Here is a 16,097-nt window from a genome sequence, read left to right on the forward strand (position 1 = left end):
CCATGCATTCCAACCGGCACTCATCGTATGGCTAGAAGAAAGGTGGAATAAGCAATGGTGATACAGCATGATTACGTCGAACGGGTGTATGCCGGCTGGCTCGGGAAAGTGATCGGCGTCCGGCACGGGGGCAACATCGAGAATTGGACGTTCGAACGCATCGAGCGCACGTTCGGCGAGGTGACCGGCTATCTGCACGAGTTTATCAACTTCGCGGCCGACGACGACACGAACGGGCCGATATTTTTCCTCAGGGCGCTGGAGGACTACGCGTGCGGTCCCGGAATTACGGCGGAGCAAATGGGGTTGACCTGGCTGAATTATGCGCCGGACGGCCACGGCTTCTACTGGTGGGGCGGCTACGGCAAGTCTACCGAGCATACCGCTTACATCAATCTGAAGAACGGTGTCATGGCGCCGCGATCCGGCTCTATCGCGCAGAACGGGCATGCGGTCGCCGAACAGATCGGCGGACAAATCTTCATCGACGTCTGGGGACTCATTGCCCCGGGGAACCCGAAGCTCGCCGCGGAATACGCGGAGAAGATCGCCAGCGTGTCCCATGACGGCAACGGCAAGTACGGCGGGATGTTCATCGCCGCCTGCATTGCCGCCGCGTTCGTCGAGAAAGATATTCGGCGCATCATCGAAACCGGTCTGGATACGATTCCCGCCGATTGCGAATATGTTCGGATGACCCGCGCCGTCATGGACTTTCATCAAGCGAATCCGGATAACTGGCGGGACGCGTTTCGATATGTGAAGGCGCATTTCGGCTACGATAAGTATCCGGGCCACTGCCACATCATTCCGAACTCGGCGGTCATTATTTTATCGCTATTGTACGGGGAAGGCGATTTCTCCAAGTCGATCAACATTTGCAACATGTGCGGCTGGGATACGGACTGCAACGTGGCGAACGTCGGAACGATCATGGGCGTCCGGGGCGGACTGGAAGGAATCGAGGACCACTGGCGGAAGCCGATCAACGATTTCCTGTGCTGCTCCAGCGTGATCGGATCGCTGAACATTTTGGACAACGCATGGTGCGCGACCTATATTGCAGGTCTCGGCTACCGGATCGCAGGTGAACCGGTTCCGGACAGATGGGCGGGAATTATGGAAGAGAAGCGGACGCGCTTTCACTTTGAATTGCCCGGTTCTACGCATGCGTTCCGCACGTCGACCGACGATCCGCTGCAGGTGACGTCGGTGATTGAGAACACGGCGGAGGCCGCCGCTTCCGGGACGCGCTCGCTCAAGGTGCTGTTCGATAAAACGCAAGGCGGCGTCGGCTACCGTGTATACCATCAGACGTATTACCGCCCTCATGATTTTAACGACAGCCGGTACGACCCGAGCTTCTCTCCAATCTTGTATCCGGGACAAAGCCTGGAGGCGAAAGTCATGGTTCCGGCATCCGGACGCCCGGTCAAGGCGCGGATGTATGTGAGGGACGGCCATTCGGGCACTGATTATTACGGCGAAGCCGCGGTGCTTGCGCCTGGCGAATGGACGCAGCTTGCGCTGGCGATTCCTCCGTTAAGCGGCTGCTGCCTGGAGCAGGCAGGCGTCGAGTTGATCCCGCTGGAAGGCAAAGGACCGAAAGGGGCGAGTCTCGTAGCCTATGTGGACGATGTCGTCTTCGGGGGCAAGCCGAGCTATGCCGTCGATTTTGCCAAGGAGCGGCTGGAGAAGTGGAACGGGCTGCACATCGAAGTCAGTCAAATGACGTATTTGCGGGGCATCTGGACACTGGAAGACGGGGAACTGAGCGGAAGCTATTCGGGCGAAACGGCGGAATGCTACACAGGCAAGCTGGAGTGGGACGATTATACGTTCGAAGCGGTCGTCGTGCCGAAGCTTGGCGAGCATCACCGCATCAACTTCCGCGTGCAGGGAGGGATTCGTTCCTATGCGGTCGGACTTGCGCCCGGCGGCAAGCTGGCGCTCTTCAAGAATGAGAACGGATACAAGAAGCTGGCGGAAGCCGACTGGAACTGGCAGGCCGAGCAGCCGGTCAAGATCGCGGTTCAGGCGCGGGGCAACCGGTTCGACATTGCCGCAGACGGCGTATCGCTGCTGAGCTACACCGATGCGGAGCAGCCGTACATGACCGGGATGATCGGATTTTCCAACGCCGAAGCAAGCCATACGCATTACCGCGGCTTCTCTCTGGTCAGTCTGTAACGGATCGAGCTTCATCGAATCGCATTCGCCACGCTCGTATTATCATGCAATCAAGGAAGGGAGAACATCGCATGAGCCAACCGAATATTGTTGTCATTTGCAGCGACCAGCATCACCCGCTCATTACCGGATACCGCGGACATCCGTATATCAAGACGCCTCATCTGGATCAGCTTGCGGCGGAAGGCACTCATTTTACAAGCGCATACAGCAATTGTCCCGTATGTACGCCGAGCCGCATGAGCTTCATTACAGGCAAATATCCGCATCAGATCGACAGCTGGTTTCTCGGCTGCCCGCTGGACCGCAATGAAATGACGTGGTCGCGCAAGCTGCACGAGGCCGGCATGCCGTCGGCGATGTTCGGCAAGATGGATTTTTGCGGGCCATACCAGGACGGCGGATTCACAGAGCACAAAATCATTAAGAAGCGTCCTGCCTTTAGGCCCTATCCGCGAACGACGCCGCTGTACGCCCGGCTGGAAGGGCATGTGCGTCAAGATAAGCGGATGCATATCGTCAATGCCGGCATTCGGGAAGACGTGGTGACGGACGGCGATACCGGCTACAACAAAGACCTCGGCTTCTACGACCATGACCGGGTGGTTACCGAATGGGCCATCGACTATTTGCAGCACAAGGGCGCGGAGAAGGAAGGCGGGCCTTGGGCGATGTACGTCGGACTCATGTTCCCGCACTGGCCTTACAAAGTGCCGCAGCAGTATTACGACATGTATTACCCGAACAACATCGTCATGCCGCATGATGCTTATTTTCCGAACGACGCACTTCATCCGCAGGTACGCAATATGCAAAATGCGCTCGGTCTCGGCACGATCACGGAGCCGATGCTGCGCAACGTGATCGCCGCGTATTACGGGATGATTACGGCGCTGGACGACAATGTGGGCAAAATTATCGCCGAGCTGAAGGCGCAAGGCTTGTACGACAACACGTACATCGTCTACATGTCGGATCACGGAGAAAATCTCGGGGAGCACGGATTGTTTTACAAGCAGTGCAGCTATGAAGCATCCGTCGGCGTGCCGCTTATCGTGAAGGGGCCGGGATTGCCAAGCGGACAGCGCATCGACGGGCCCGTGACGCTCGTCGACTTGTATCCGACGCTGATGGACATCGCGGGACTGGAGACGGAGCCGGATCGGCCGGGTACCAGCTGGCTGCCGTTAATCAAGAACGGAAGCCGGAATCGGGAAGAATACGCGTTCTCGGAGTATCACGGCAATTTCTTCAAGCAGGACTGGTATATGCTCGTCAAGGACGGCTTCAAGTACACGCACTATGTGAACGATCGTCCTTCGTTGTTCAACTTGCAGGAAGATCCGCAAGAGATGCGGGACTTGGCAGCCGACCCGCAATACGCCGACACGCTGAAGCAGTTCGAAGCGCTGCTGCGCACGATCGTCGATCCGGAAGCGGTATCGCTGCGGGCGAAAGCGGACCTCGGACTGATCGGGAAAGACGGGCAGGACTATACGCTGACGATGACCGATCCGCAGTGCAAGGAGCTGATTCGGCAGGGCGTATTTCAAGACGAGGCTGAGTTTCCGAAGTGGGAAGACGGGTAAGCGGGCCCGGACCGTCTCAAGGGGGACGTACCGCGCAAAAAGGGGGAGGAGTCCAGTTCATGACGACGAATAAGAAAGCCGCCCTGTTCATGGCAGGGTTGTCGATGGCGCTTGTCGCAGGATGCTCCGCGGATGTAAAAACGGATAAGGGAAAAGCCGATACGCCGAAGGCGGAAACGGTGAGCAGCGAGCCGGTAACGCTATCCTTTCTGCAAACTTCCGCAAAAATGACGGACGACGAGTTCAAGATGTGGGTTGTCGATCCGTTGAAGAAGAAATACCCGAACATTACGCTGAACCTCGTTCGCGAGGATAACCCGGATAAGCTCGCGGAGCTCATCTCGATCGGGAATTTGCCGGACATTATTTATGCCGGTCCGGTCACCGCCGCCAAAATCGTCGAGCTGGAAGCGGCGCAGGATTTGAACGATACGGTGAAAAAAAATAACGTCGATCTGGGGAAATTCGATCCGGCCGGCATTACAATCGCCAAGCAGCTTGCAGATGGCGGCAAGCTGTTCGCGCTCCCGCTCGCCTTCAATTTCTCCGCGCTGTATTACAATAAGGAAATATTCGACCGGTTCGCCGTTCCTTACCCGAAGGACGGCATGATGTGGGATGAGGCAATCGAGCTGGCCAAGAAGCTGACGCGGATGGACGGAGGCGTGCAGTACAAAGGGCTTGCGATCGACGGCAACATCAACCGGCTCGGGGAACAGCTGGGGCTGCCGATGGTCGACGCCAAGACGAGCAAATCGGTGCTGCAGACGGATGCATGGAAATCGGTGTTCGACACGTACCGCAAAATCGGGCAAATCCCCGATAATTGGCTGGAAAATCCGCAGCGCATCCCTGCCTTCCAGAAAGACCGGAACTTGGCCATGCTGGCCGGTCTGAGCGCAAGACTCGGGGAATTCGAGCAGATGATGAGCCAGGGCCAGGCGATGAACTGGGATATGGCGACGTTGCCGGCATTCCCGCAAGCGCCGAAAAACGCGTTCGGCGGAGGCATCTTCTACATGATGATGTCCTCCAAAAGCAAGCATCAGACGGAAGCGTTCCAGGTGATCAAAATGCTCACCGACGACGAAGCGCAGACGATGCTGAGCAAGCAAGGCCGCCGCAGCAGTCTGAAGGATCCGAAATACAGCCAAGTGTTCGGCGAAGATTTGAAGTCGCTGAAAGGAAAAAATAAAGATGCGATTTTCAAAATGACGCTGGCGCCGCAGCCGCAAGCGACCAAATATGACGACGCGGCGTTCAAGGAACTGGTGGCCGGCGGGAATCAGATCGCCAAGGATCCTGCAGCTGATGTGAATACCGTCATCCGTCAAACCGATGAGAAAATCAATAAAGCGGTGGAGTCTTTATTAAAAAAATAGCGTCATGCATGAATGAAAATGTATACTTGGAATGGGGAGCGGGGCCACGAAAATGCGAAACGTTATCGTGATCTGGATCGTACTGCTCGTCATGCTGGTGTCGGCCTGCGACGCCGGGAGTCCGGAGGCAAGCGATTCGCCTCCCGCTCCCCCAAAGGAACGGAAGGCGGGGGATTCCCAGGTGATTACGTATCCCGGTCCCGACAAAGCGCCTAAGTCCCCTTATTATACGGTTGCTGTTCGGCAGGGACAGGAGACGAAGGACAGCTTTACTTATATTAGCAAAAATCAGTTTCCGAGAGTGAACCTTTACAGTGAAGATACGTCGTGGACGACGTTCTCTTTTTCCGGCAAAGTGACCGTGGTCGTTACAAGTCAAGTTTCGGGGCCGATTCAATCATGCAGCATCCTGCCCTCGCGCCTCGGTATTCAACCGCGGATCAACGGTCATCAGGTCGAATTCGACCTTGACACTCCGGCGAAGCTGTCCGTCGAGATCAACGGTCAAATCAAGCATCCGCTGCTTGTGTTTGCCGATCCGCCGGAGAGCGAGCCCGTCCCCGAGCCGGGACCGGATGTTCTTTATTTTGGGCCGGGCGTTCATGAGGTCGGGAGAGTGGAGCTGAAGTCCGGCCAGACCGTCTATATCGCCGGCGGCGCGTATGTAAAAGGGTATTTTGACGGCGGGACGAACAAGACCGATATTACGATACGCGGCCGGGGCGTTGTATCGGGCGAGGCGTATGAGCACAAAGCGCATCATATGATTGAAATAATGGGGAACAACACGCGAAATATTCGCATCGAGGGCATCACGATCGTCAACTCGCCATGGACGCATATCCGCATGTGGGGGCAAAACAACACCGTCCGAAACGTGAAAATGATCAGCTGGTATTATAATACCGACGGCATTTTGCTAGGCAACGATTCGCTCATTGAGGATTGCTTTTTCAAGCTGAACGACGATGCCGTCAAGCTGTACCATTCGCGGATGGTCGTGCGCAACTGCGTGCTGTGGCAATTAATGAACGGCGCCCCTTTTCAACTGACCTGGAACGTATCGGTGCCGACAAGCGATGTCAGCGTCACGAATTGCGACGTGATCCGCGTCGAGCACTACAAGGATTGGGACAACCGGGCTGTGTTCAACTCGATTCACGGCGGAACCGGGCATCTCAGCCGTTACATATTCGATCATATCACGATTGAAAATGCCGACTTCCGGTTCGTCAAGCTAATTTTCCTGAAAACGAAGTTCAACGAAGAGCAGATCGGGTACGGGAACATCTCCGATGTGACGTTTCGTCACATTAACATTCTGAATGAAATGAAGCATAAGAGCATCCTGCAAGGCCATGACGCCGAGCACGGAATTCGCCATATTACGTTTGAACAGGTTACAATGAACAACAAGCCGATCACGATCGACGAGTTCGACATGGACAGCGCATCCGTCCGAGACGTGAACGTGATTCCGGGTCCTGGAGGTTGAGAAGGAATGAGTCAAAAACCGAACATCTTATTGATCATGTGCGATCAACTGCGGTTCGATGTGCTGGGCTGCTACGGCAATCGGCACGTTCAGACCCCGAATATCGACCGGCTGGCCGAGCGGGGAGTATGCTTTGACCGGGCGTACAGCCAGACGCCGGTATGCGTTCCCGCCCGCCACGGGCTGATCGCCGGGCAGCATCCGTTCGAGCTCGGCCTGCTCAAGAATGAGCGGTTGGCCACAGAAATTAAGCATCCGCTGCCCGAGCTCATTCGGCAGCAGGGGTATTATACTTGCGCCGTAGGCAAAATGCATTTTCAACCGGTGCGCAAGCATTACGGGTTCGACCGCATGTACTTGTCCGAAGAGATCCCTTCGCATATCGAGAACGATGATTATTTGCAATTTTTGCGTGAGCAGGGGTATGGTCACGTAATCGAGCCTCACGGCAAACGAAGCGAGCTGTATTACGTTCCGCAAATTTCGGAGCTGCCCGAGCATCTGCACACGACGGCCTGGACGGCCGATGCGGCGTGCCGCGTCATAAGAAACAACCGGAACCGGCCGTTCTTCCTGTTCACGTCGTTCATTAAGCCGCATCCGCCGTTCGATCCTTGCGAGCCGTACGATCAAATGTACGATCCGGAGCAAGTACCGAAGCCCGCTCGCATGGAGCATGAGCGGATTCCCGACGATTATGCGATTGATGTCATGAACGATTACAAAGTGAACGGGATTGACAGCCTCAGCCTGGAGGAAGAGCTCAAGATGCGCGCCTATTATTACGGCTGCGTCACTCAAGTTGATAAGCAGGTCGGACGCATTCTCGATACACTGGAAGCTTGCGGCGTGCTGGAGAACACGCTGATCGTCTTTACTTCGGATCATGGCGAAATGCTCGGAGACCATTATTCCTACGGCAAACGCACCTTCTATGAAGCGTCCGCCAGAGTGCCGCTCATTGTCAGCTGGCCTGCGGCATTGCCCCAAGGCGAGCGCCGCGATCAGCTGGCGCTGCTGCAGGATATTTACGCTACGTGCATTGAAGCGGCAGGCGGGACGGTGCCGGCCATTTCTTCGGGGCGGAATCTCCTGCCGGCTGCAGCGGACCCGGCTGCGCCGCTTCGCGATAAGCTGTTCGCGGAGGTTGGAAGAGGCCGAGTGTTCAAGATGATGCTGCGTTTCAGCGATTACAAATATATTTATCACGCCAACGGCGGCAAGCAAAACTTGTACGATCTGCGCGCCGACCCGGACGAATGGACGGATATTGCGGCGCAGCAGCCCGACCTTTGCCGGGAATGCCAGCAGGAAATGCTCGACCATTACCGCTCTTACGGGTTGGCGGAAGCGCTGGACGGCGATAAGCTTGTCCGTTACGAACCGACGAGACATGTGCCCAAAGGCTATCTCGATCAATCGCCTCGTTGGCCGAGCACGGTCGTAGACGAACTGTAAATCGCCGCTGCAGGCGGGTTATACAGAAAAGGCAGGGTGCGCCTGCGCCCGGATGATTCGACCATGCAGTTATGGTAAAATAAACCTACACTGCATGGTTTCCCGTTTTTGCGGAATCCGATTCAATTCATTGAGACGACAGGAGGACGATCGATTATGAGTAGGCTGCTGGATCTGTTGTAACGTTATACCGCGCATTCGTCTTGTTTCTTACGAATCCGCGGACCGCCTTTCCGTTCGTAAGCTTCGATATGAAAATCAATCCATGGGAAGGCGGAGTGAGCAGATGAGGAACGAACAAGAAATGATGGATATGATCTTGAACTACGCGAGAAATGACGAGCGGGTCCGGGCTGTCGGGATGAACGGATCGCGAACGAATCCGAACGTGCCGAAAGACAGGTTCCAGGACTACGATATCGTATTTCTGGTTACGGACATGCAATCTTTTATCGCGGATCCACATTGGGTGGATTGCTTTGGAAGCCGGATTATTATGCAAATGCCGGAAAATATGTCCATGTTCCCGCCGGAGCTGGGCGGTAACTTCTCTTATCTGATGCTGTTTGCGGATGGGAACCGGATTGACCTTACGCTTTGCCCGATCGAGAAGAAGGACGACTGGCATAGCGGCGACCGCCTGTCTGTCGTGCTGCTGGATAAAGATCATGCGCTGTCCGAGCTACCGGCGCCGACGGATCAAGATTATTGGGTGAAATGTCCGTCTGCTGCATTTTATGCCGACTGCTGCAATGAGTTCTGGTGGGTATCCACTTATGTGGCCAAAGGGTTATGGCGGCAAGAAATGACGTATGCCATGGACCATTTGAATTTGTACGTAAGGCCGATGCTGATCAAGATGCTTGAATGGAAGGTCGGGATCGACACCGCATTTTCGCTCAGCACGGGGAAGAACGGCAAATACTTGCAGCGGCACTTGTCCGCGCAGAGCTGGCAGACATTGCTGTCCACCTACCCGGAAGGAAACGTGGAAGGCGTATGGCGCGCACTGTTTGCTACTTTGGATTTGTTCCGCGCCACGGCGCAAGAGGTTGCGGAACGGTTGAACTACGCTTACCCGCTTGACGATGACAGGAACGTTACAGCGTATTTGAACCGGGTGCGGCATATGGCGCCCGGCGCCGGCGATAAGTAATCGTTCTACAAGAGGCATGCAAAAAACCAGCCGTTCGCGGCTGGTTTTTTGTGTTATGCTGGCTTGTGAAGTAAGCCGTCCTACTGCGTAGCAAACGGTTCTACAAGCTGGAGCAAGAACGTTGGCAAGCCATATGTAGGATGATGAGACAGGGGCTGGCGCAAACTTCATGTGCGCGCAAGAGCCCGTATACTCACGCGGAGAATCTTAGGAGGAGGTACCGCCGTATACGCTTTTCCTGACGATATCCGTCAGTTCCGCCTTGTATGCGCGGTATTGCTCCGGCCGTATGCTTCCTTCCGCCAGTCGGGCGTCGAGCTGCGCAGTCAGCTCGTCCACCTGAAGGGTAACGATCTGTTCGGCATCGGTCTGATGAAGGCTTGCGATGTCCGCAAGCGATTGGCCTTCCAGCAGCGCATCATACACTGCTTCGTCCGACGATGCCCCCAGAGTTTGCAGAAAATGATCTTTTGCCGACACGGGCCCGTCCTGCGTATTTACGCTTTCATGCAAGCTTGGAGGAGCTCCGGCCCCGGCTTCGACTTTCTTATCCCAAATGCCAAGCCCGGCCGTAAAGGTGAGCACCATCGTGCTGACCATCAGAATTCGTCGTGGACTAATAATGATATACATCGCAGCAACCTCATTTCCATTGTTCCTGTCGTTTATGTTGATGACATTCCATTATCTCCATAGTAACACGGATGCTCCTCGCCCCGCTTTGGACCGGTGTACGGTTTTGTCCCCGACTAAAGTCCAGTATGGGCCTCTCATCGTCTTCCATTTGAGGAGGAACGCATACAAATAAAGGAAAATGATGCGCGGTATCGAAATAGTACAAGCTGAATTGACATGTTGTACGCAGGAGGGGCGGGTATGGAAGAATGTGTATCCATTATCAATGGAATCTCTTTATGGTACGTAAAGCAAGGTCAAGGCACTCCAGTCGTATTGCTGCATGGCGGCCCGGGAGCGTATGATTATTTGGCGCCTGTAGCTGGGCTGCTAAGTGACCGATACCTCGTAATCAGATACGACCAGCGAGGGAGCTGGAGATCCGAGAAGAAGGGGCCTTACGATATCGCTACATTTATAGAGGATCTGGAGCAATTGCGCATTCATCTGGGATTGGAGCGCTGGATCGTCGGCGGTCATTCCTGGGGCGCTTCTCTTGCGCTGGCTTATGCGGTTCAACATCCTGCTCGCGTGATGGCACTGATCTATATTTCTGGAACGGGCATCGACCCTGGCTGGCATGCCGACTATCGCGTAAACCGGCTCAATCGAATGAGCTCCGACGACAGAGAGGAATACGCCAAGCTGCGCTCTGTAATGGATACGCTGAGTGGAGAGAAAAAATCTTGCGCCATCGCTCGTGTCCGCGAGCTTAGCCTGCGGGCCGACCTCGTTTGTCAGGACCAATACGAAGCAATGCCGCAAATAAACGGGCATTACATAAATAATGAGGTCAATCGAACGGTGGGCTCCGAGTGCGATCAGTATTTTGAAAACGTGGCATTCAAGCAAGACGTTTCGCGCGTGACGGCTCCCGCGCTATTCCTTCATGGAGAGATGGACCCGCGGCCCTATAACTATTCTCTCGCGTTGTCCCGCCTGCTGCCATCGGCACATTTTTGCATCATTCAGAAGGCAGGTCACTATCCATGGCTGGATAATCCATCGATGCTGGGAGCGGAAATGAATGCATTTTTACAAAGGTTATTTCCGTAACCATGAAGGACCGCATGCTATAACCGGGAGCATCAATCGCAATCAAGGAGGGTTAGTATGGGGGAAGTGATTTTGCTGCGGGGACGGCCGGGCGTCGGCAAAACGGTTATCTCGAACCGGCTCGGAAGCAGACTTCATGCGCCTGTCATTCGCAAAGATGATTTTTACGATGTGATTGCCGGCTATAACGATAATCACGAGCAAAGAAACAAAGTTTCGTATGGGATACTGTTTCGCCTATTGGATACGAATGCGCAAGCGCCGTCGCGCTTCATTCTGGATTTTCCTTTTAACAATAACGAAGAAATGAATCGTTTTGCCGAGTGGCTGTCTACAAGGAATTATTGCTTGAAATCGATACTTTGCAATTGCAGTGATGAAGGAATTTGGGCTGAACGCTTCCACGAGCGGAAGGCGAACCCGCTTCCTAACCAGCTGATTACGGATTTTGCCAAGTTGAAAAGCCATTATGGCGACTTGTCCATCCGACCGCTGAAGGGCGAGCTTGTCGTGGATACGGTAGAGCCGTTGGATACGATTGTCGAATACATAATGGCTTATTTACGTGAAGATACGGCTGTACAAGCGAAGGGAGAAAATGTGTGATGAATACAATGAATCCATGGTTGTCGAATCCGGTGCTGGAATGGGTGATCGATGCGGTGCACCCGGAAGCGCGCGTTGCGTCGGTTGAGCGGCTGCACGGCGGAATTTCCGCACTCGTCTGCAGGATTGTGCTCAGCGTTCACGGGGAGGAGAGAAGCGTCGTGCTTCGGCTGTTCACCAACGCGGAGTGGGTGCGGGAACAGCCCGACCTTGCTTTGCGCGAAGCCGCAAGCTTGCGCAGGGCATCGAGGGCAAGCGGCACAGCCGTTCCGCAGCTGATCGCTTTCGATGAAACCGGGGAGCGGTGCGGAGTGCCTGCGCTGCTCATGACGCGCCTCGAAGGCCTGGTCGTCTTGGATCCGCCGGATATCCGGCAGTGGGTGGACGGCATGGCCGAAGCGCTCTCGCGGCTTCACCAAGTGGATGCTGCAGATCATGGGTGGTCGTTCACGCCATACTGCGATGCCGGCTTGCTGGATACATCGTCGTGGTCGCAGTTTCCCGGCAAGTGGAGGGAAGCTGCTCGCATCGTGACGGGAGACCGCCCGTCGGCTGCATCGCGGTTCATCCACCGGGATTATCATCCGGCAAATGTATTATGGAAGGACGGGGAGGTGAGCGGCGTTGTCGATTGGGTCAACGGCTGCATTGGCCCGGCAGGCATCGATGTCGGCCATTGCCGCGTGAATTTGGCGCAGCTCCACGGTATACAAGCTGCCGACGCATTTTTGTCCGCGTATCGGCAGTATGCGGGGGATTCTTTTGCCTACGATCCGTACTGGGACCTGGTAACGCTGATCGATTTTGCTTATTGGCCCCCGGAAGTGTATAAAGGATGGACAGATCTGGGATTTACCGGGTTGACGACGGAGCTCGTCGCCGAACGTCTGGATCTGTATTTGTTGAGTATACTGGATCGCGTTTCTTCGTAAATTTCTCTGCCTTTTGCGCAATATTTATTTGTTTTTCGATAAATACAAGCACCGGCGGATTTGCTAATCTGAACTTGTTCGATACCAACATATTCAAACGAGTGGGGGACCTTACGATGAAGGTACAGATCGGCCGCCGGGAATTCGAAGCAGGGAGTGGCGACCTAGCGGAGCTGAGGAGCTCCAATGATGTGATGGACAATACGGAGGCGCTGCGGGCGCGGTTAGAGCAGGACGGTTATTTGCTGCTTCGCGGCTTTCATAATCGCGATCAGGTGCTCGAAGCGCGGATGGAGTTTGTTCGCAAGCTGCAGTCCATGGGGAGACTGGACCCGGGCGCACCGCTGGAGGAAGGGCGAATCGCTCCCGATAACAAAGGCGGGATTTGGGGAGCCGGCGCGGAGCAGTTGAAGGAAGACTTTCCGACATTCGTGGATCTGGTCAGCGGACCTCCCGTGATCTCGTTTTTCGACCGGCTGCTGGGCGGAACGTCGATGACCTATGATTATAAATGGCCGCGTGCGGTAGGACGGGGCGGGAATACGGGAGCCCATTATGATATCGTCTATATGGGCCGCGGTACGCCTCATGTATATACGATGTGGACGCCGCTCGGTGATACGCCCATCGAGATGGGAACCCTTACGCTGCTGCTGGGCTCGCAGCATTTTGACAAGATCAAACAAACGTACGGCCAGCTGGATGTGGACCGCGACAATGTAGCCAAAGGCTGGTTCTCCGAAGATCCGGTCGAAATCGTCCAGCAATACGGCGGTCAATGGGCGACGACGTCGTTTGAGGCCGGAGACGTCATCATATTCGGCATGTTCATGATGCATGCGTCGACGAACAATATGACGGACCGATACCGGCTCAGCGCCGACACGCGGTACCAGCTGGCATCGGAGCCTGTGGACGAACGGTGGATCGGAAGCAAGCCGAAAGGGCATTACGCATGGCAAAAGACGCCGACGAAGTCGATGGAGGACGCGCGCAAGGAATGGGGCGTATAGCCGTACAGGACTTCTTATAACTCAAGAACCGACTCTTTCTTTGGGTCGGTTCTTTGGCTATGTATTTGTCATTCAACCAATTACTTTTCATATCGACACAGATGTATTATACTTAATTTGTTATAAATAATATATCGGTGCCCATTACAGTATAATAACTAAGGATGTGTATTCCGTGCCCAGCCTGCCATTATACAAACAAATACAAAATGATATTAAAAAAATGTATGCCGAAGGGATACTTCGCGGAGGCGACCGCATCCCTTCCGAGAAAGAGCTGGCCGATCAATACAATGTAAGCCAGATTACAAGCAAAAACGCCCTAATCGGTCTTATGGAGGAAGGCATCGTCGTAAGGATTAAGGGAAAAGGCACATTCGTAAAGGGCGATTCTTCTCGGCAGAAATTACACTCCTATTACAATGCGCAGCCGGCACAAGGGAGAGGGACCATCGGGCTGATCGTGCCCATGCTGAAGAATAGGGTAGAGCAGCAGTTTGTGGACGGGATCGAATACTATGCGAATCAGGCCGGCTACGATATTATGTTAAGAATCACCAGGGAATCCCAGGAAGAAGAGGCGAGAGCAATAGAAGCCTTTTTGCAAAAAGGTGTTCAGGGCATGATCATCTTCCCTGTGGAAGAGGAAAACTATAACGAGTCGATCTTGCGGTTATCGCTGGAGAAGAAGCCGCTGGTGCTCCTGGACCGTTTTCTGAAGGAAATTCGTACCTACAGCGTCAGCTCCGATAATGTAAACGGCGCCTGCGCGGCTGTCGATGAGTTGCTGGAAGAAGGACATCAAGCCATCGCCTTCGTCACCCCGGAAAATACGAACAGCGCGACGGATGAACGATCGCAAGGTTTTGAAAAAGCGTTTCAGCAGCGAGGAATCCCGATCGATAAAAATCTCTGGTGCGTCATACCGCTCAGAACGCTCCATTCGGAAGAAGCCTACGGACAAATTTTTGAGTTTTTGCAGCAAAAGCCGGAAATTACCGCAGTGTTTACCGTCAATACGATGCTTGCGAAGTTTACATACAAGGCGGCAAAGCAGCTGGGACGAGCGGTTCCGGATCACATCAAACTGGTCACGTTCGATTCCCCGGAGCTGGAAAATGTATCCTGGGTACAACAAAATGAACAGGAAATGTGCAGGCAAACGCTCCAGCTTCTTCTCGAGCAAATGCAAGGAACCTACGAACCGAGAAGATTCGTGGTGCCGGTTACTTTGATCAAGGGAATACACTCATCATGAGAATGAGTGTATTTTCTTATATTATATTTAGTATATTAATAATTAAAAGTATATTGTATCACTTCAAATGAAAGCGATTACGTCGAATTTATGGAGGGTCAATGGATATGAAAAGATAAGCTGAAGCTGGGAAATTAACCAGGAGCGCAAGTCAAAGATTCCGATGGAGAAGATTCAGGTAATTAATCTTTGCTGACACTCATTTCCTCATTTGCCGTCATTCCCCTTTCAATGGTATTCTTGTCACATAGTGAGCATAACAGGGTCATGTTCAACGCCGATTTCATGCGAGTTTAAGGCTGTAAATCGGACCTGTGTCCTGAATGCCAAGGAAGGGGAAGATTCGTTTGACCAACGCGCTGCCGCGCAGGGCCGTCGCCTTGCTGACTGCGCTTACGCTGCTGGCGATGTTCGCTTGCAGTAAACAACCCATAGAACAACCCGCCGGTTCCGTCGTATCCCCCCTGGGGCAGCGCATTACCCAGCCGATCAAAGCCGTTTACCGGCCGGACTTGTTCCCGCAGCAGACGACGGTTCCTTTTACCGAAAGCATGGTTCAGCCGCTAGAGTCTGGGGTTCCTTCCGCCGATGCGAAGCTGGTCTTCAGCTTTCCCCTTCCGAATAGCGAGGCGTCGATTCAAGTGTATTCCGGCGCCGATTCCGGTTCGGGATGGACAGGGTACGCAGCGGGCAAACATTCCAAATGGAAACTCGGAAGCTTGTCCGGTATTCCTCGGGAAGAAGCGGGCCAGATCGCAGCGTTGAACTTCCTTACCGGGGATCGGTCCGGCGCGGTGCTCAACTTCCCGTTTGGCGATATCGGCGCGAGGAAGGGGATCGCCGTCTACGACCGTACCGCGGACACTTGGAAAATCGTTGATTTCCAAGGACATGAGGCGGTGGAGATGGATATTGATAAAGACGGGACCCCGGAATGGGTCGGCAATCAGACGCGCTGGGTGCCGCCTGCGCTAGAAATTCACCAATGGTCAGCGGAAAAGGGGCACTTCGAGTCGGCGGTATTGCAATGGGAGCCCGATTTGTTCCCCGGTCCGGTTCGCAATACGCCTTCCTACTCGTCCCTCTTTGAAGAGAACGGCGTCCGCTTCATCGAGATCGGCGACGACGAGGCTTACGCATTTTTTACATATGAGCAAGGGATGCTCAAGCAGTACCGGCCTGACGATACCCGGAGCCGTGTCCTGGAGATGAGGCAGGTTCGGCGGTATGGGGAAAGGTAGACCGCAGAGCAGACAGAGTAGAAGCCCGGCCGCCAATGCGGCAACC

General features: G+C 54.4%; 13 protein-coding genes. 12 read left to right on the top strand and 1 reads right to left on the bottom strand.

The features are described 5' to 3' along the window. The first annotated feature begins 54 nt into the window (after positions 1–54). From KXG62_RS01660 to KXG62_RS01685, 6 genes are all read left to right on the top strand, one after another. On the top strand, positions 55–2,190 hold the full coding sequence (locus tag KXG62_RS01660) for an ADP-ribosylglycohydrolase family protein (protein ID WP_218090153.1): 2,136 nt from the start codon (positions 55–57) through the stop codon (positions 2,188–2,190). A gap of 71 nt (positions 2,191–2,261) precedes the next feature. Next, entirely contained in the window at positions 2,262–3,779 is a 1,518-nt protein-coding gene (locus KXG62_RS01665; RefSeq protein WP_218090154.1) for a sulfatase family protein, read from the top strand. A gap of 59 nt (positions 3,780–3,838) precedes the next feature. Continuing rightward, a complete protein-coding gene (locus tag KXG62_RS01670; RefSeq protein ID WP_218090155.1) occupies positions 3,839–5,161 on the top strand; it encodes an ABC transporter substrate-binding protein in 1,323 nt (440 codons plus the stop codon). Positions 5,162–5,213: 52 nt separating this feature from the next. Beyond that, complete coding sequence (locus KXG62_RS01675) at positions 5,214–6,656, top strand: glycoside hydrolase family protein (protein ID WP_218090156.1); 1,443 nt, start codon at positions 5,214–5,216, stop codon at positions 6,654–6,656. A 6-nt stretch (positions 6,657–6,662) separates the two neighbouring features. Beyond that, entirely contained in the window at positions 6,663–8,114 is a 1,452-nt protein-coding gene (locus KXG62_RS01680) for a sulfatase family protein (RefSeq protein ID WP_218090157.1), read from the top strand. 286 nt (positions 8,115–8,400) lie between these two features. Next, entirely contained in the window at positions 8,401–9,270 is an 870-nt protein-coding gene (locus KXG62_RS01685; RefSeq protein WP_218090158.1) for an aminoglycoside 6-adenylyltransferase, read from the top strand. A 207-nt stretch (positions 9,271–9,477) separates the two neighbouring features. On the opposite strand, the gene KXG62_RS01690 is transcribed toward KXG62_RS01685, so the two are convergent. After that, positions 9,478–9,903 (bottom strand): hypothetical protein, encoded by a 426-nt coding sequence (locus KXG62_RS01690; protein WP_218090159.1) that lies wholly within the window; start codon positions 9,901–9,903, stop codon positions 9,478–9,480. A gap of 243 nt (positions 9,904–10,146) precedes the next feature. Here KXG62_RS01690 and KXG62_RS01695 point away from each other — a divergent pair, with 243 nt between their 5' ends. From KXG62_RS01695 to KXG62_RS01720, 6 genes are all read left to right on the top strand, one after another. Continuing rightward, positions 10,147–11,001: an alpha/beta fold hydrolase gene (locus KXG62_RS01695; RefSeq protein ID WP_218090160.1), complete on the top strand. Its 855-nt coding sequence runs from the start codon at positions 10,147–10,149 to the stop codon at positions 10,999–11,001. Positions 11,002–11,058: 57 nt separating this feature from the next. Continuing rightward, positions 11,059–11,607 carry a P-loop nucleotide/nucleoside kinase family protein gene (locus KXG62_RS01700; RefSeq protein WP_218090161.1) on the top strand — a complete coding sequence of 183 codons (549 nt, stop codon included), beginning with the start codon at positions 11,059–11,061 and terminating at the stop codon, positions 11,605–11,607. Further along, complete coding sequence (locus tag KXG62_RS01705) at positions 11,607–12,539, top strand: phosphotransferase family protein (RefSeq protein ID WP_246627250.1); 933 nt, start codon at positions 11,607–11,609, stop codon at positions 12,537–12,539. The genes KXG62_RS01700 and KXG62_RS01705 overlap by 1 nt, the downstream gene beginning before the upstream one ends. A 116-nt stretch (positions 12,540–12,655) precedes the next feature. Then, the gene (locus KXG62_RS01710; protein ID WP_218090162.1) at positions 12,656–13,552 is read left to right on the top strand and encodes a phytanoyl-CoA dioxygenase family protein; all 897 of its coding nucleotides are present in this window, start codon (positions 12,656–12,658) and stop codon (positions 13,550–13,552) included. Between the two features lie 175 nt (positions 13,553–13,727). Further along, positions 13,728–14,810, top strand: coding sequence for a GntR family transcriptional regulator (locus KXG62_RS01715; protein ID WP_218090163.1), 1,083 nt, complete (start codon positions 13,728–13,730; stop codon positions 14,808–14,810). A 347-nt stretch (positions 14,811–15,157) separates the two neighbouring features. Then, positions 15,158–16,051: a hypothetical protein gene (locus KXG62_RS01720; protein WP_218090164.1), complete on the top strand. Its 894-nt coding sequence runs from the start codon at positions 15,158–15,160 to the stop codon at positions 16,049–16,051. Positions 16,052–16,097: the final 46 nt, after the last annotated feature.

The organism is Paenibacillus solanacearum, assembly GCF_910593845.1.
Lineage (GTDB): Bacteria > Bacillota > Bacilli > Paenibacillales > NBRC-103111 > Paenibacillus_G > Paenibacillus_G solanacearum.

Excerpts from the sequence above, each read along its gene's own strand:
- KXG62_RS01660 (WP_218090153.1), top strand. The coding sequence starts at position 55 with ATGGTGATACAGCATGATTACGTCGAACGGGTGTATGCCGGCTGGCTC.
- KXG62_RS01665 (WP_218090154.1), top strand. The coding sequence starts at position 2,262 with ATGAGCCAACCGAATATTGTTGTCATTTGCAGCGACCAGCATCACCCG.
- KXG62_RS01670 (WP_218090155.1), top strand. The coding sequence starts at position 3,839 with ATGACGACGAATAAGAAAGCCGCCCTGTTCATGGCAGGGTTGTCGATG.
- KXG62_RS01675 (WP_218090156.1), top strand. The coding sequence starts at position 5,214 with ATGCGAAACGTTATCGTGATCTGGATCGTACTGCTCGTCATGCTGGTG.
- KXG62_RS01680 (WP_218090157.1), top strand. The coding sequence starts at position 6,663 with ATGAGTCAAAAACCGAACATCTTATTGATCATGTGCGATCAACTGCGG.
- KXG62_RS01685 (WP_218090158.1), top strand. The coding sequence starts at position 8,401 with ATGAGGAACGAACAAGAAATGATGGATATGATCTTGAACTACGCGAGA.
- KXG62_RS01690 (WP_218090159.1), bottom strand. The coding sequence starts at position 9,903 with ATGTATATCATTATTAGTCCACGACGAATTCTGATGGTCAGCACGATG.
- KXG62_RS01695 (WP_218090160.1), top strand. The coding sequence starts at position 10,147 with ATGGAAGAATGTGTATCCATTATCAATGGAATCTCTTTATGGTACGTA.
- KXG62_RS01700 (WP_218090161.1), top strand. The coding sequence starts at position 11,059 with ATGGGGGAAGTGATTTTGCTGCGGGGACGGCCGGGCGTCGGCAAAACG.
- KXG62_RS01705 (WP_246627250.1), top strand. The coding sequence starts at position 11,607 with ATGAATACAATGAATCCATGGTTGTCGAATCCGGTGCTGGAATGGGTG.
- KXG62_RS01710 (WP_218090162.1), top strand. The coding sequence starts at position 12,656 with ATGAAGGTACAGATCGGCCGCCGGGAATTCGAAGCAGGGAGTGGCGAC.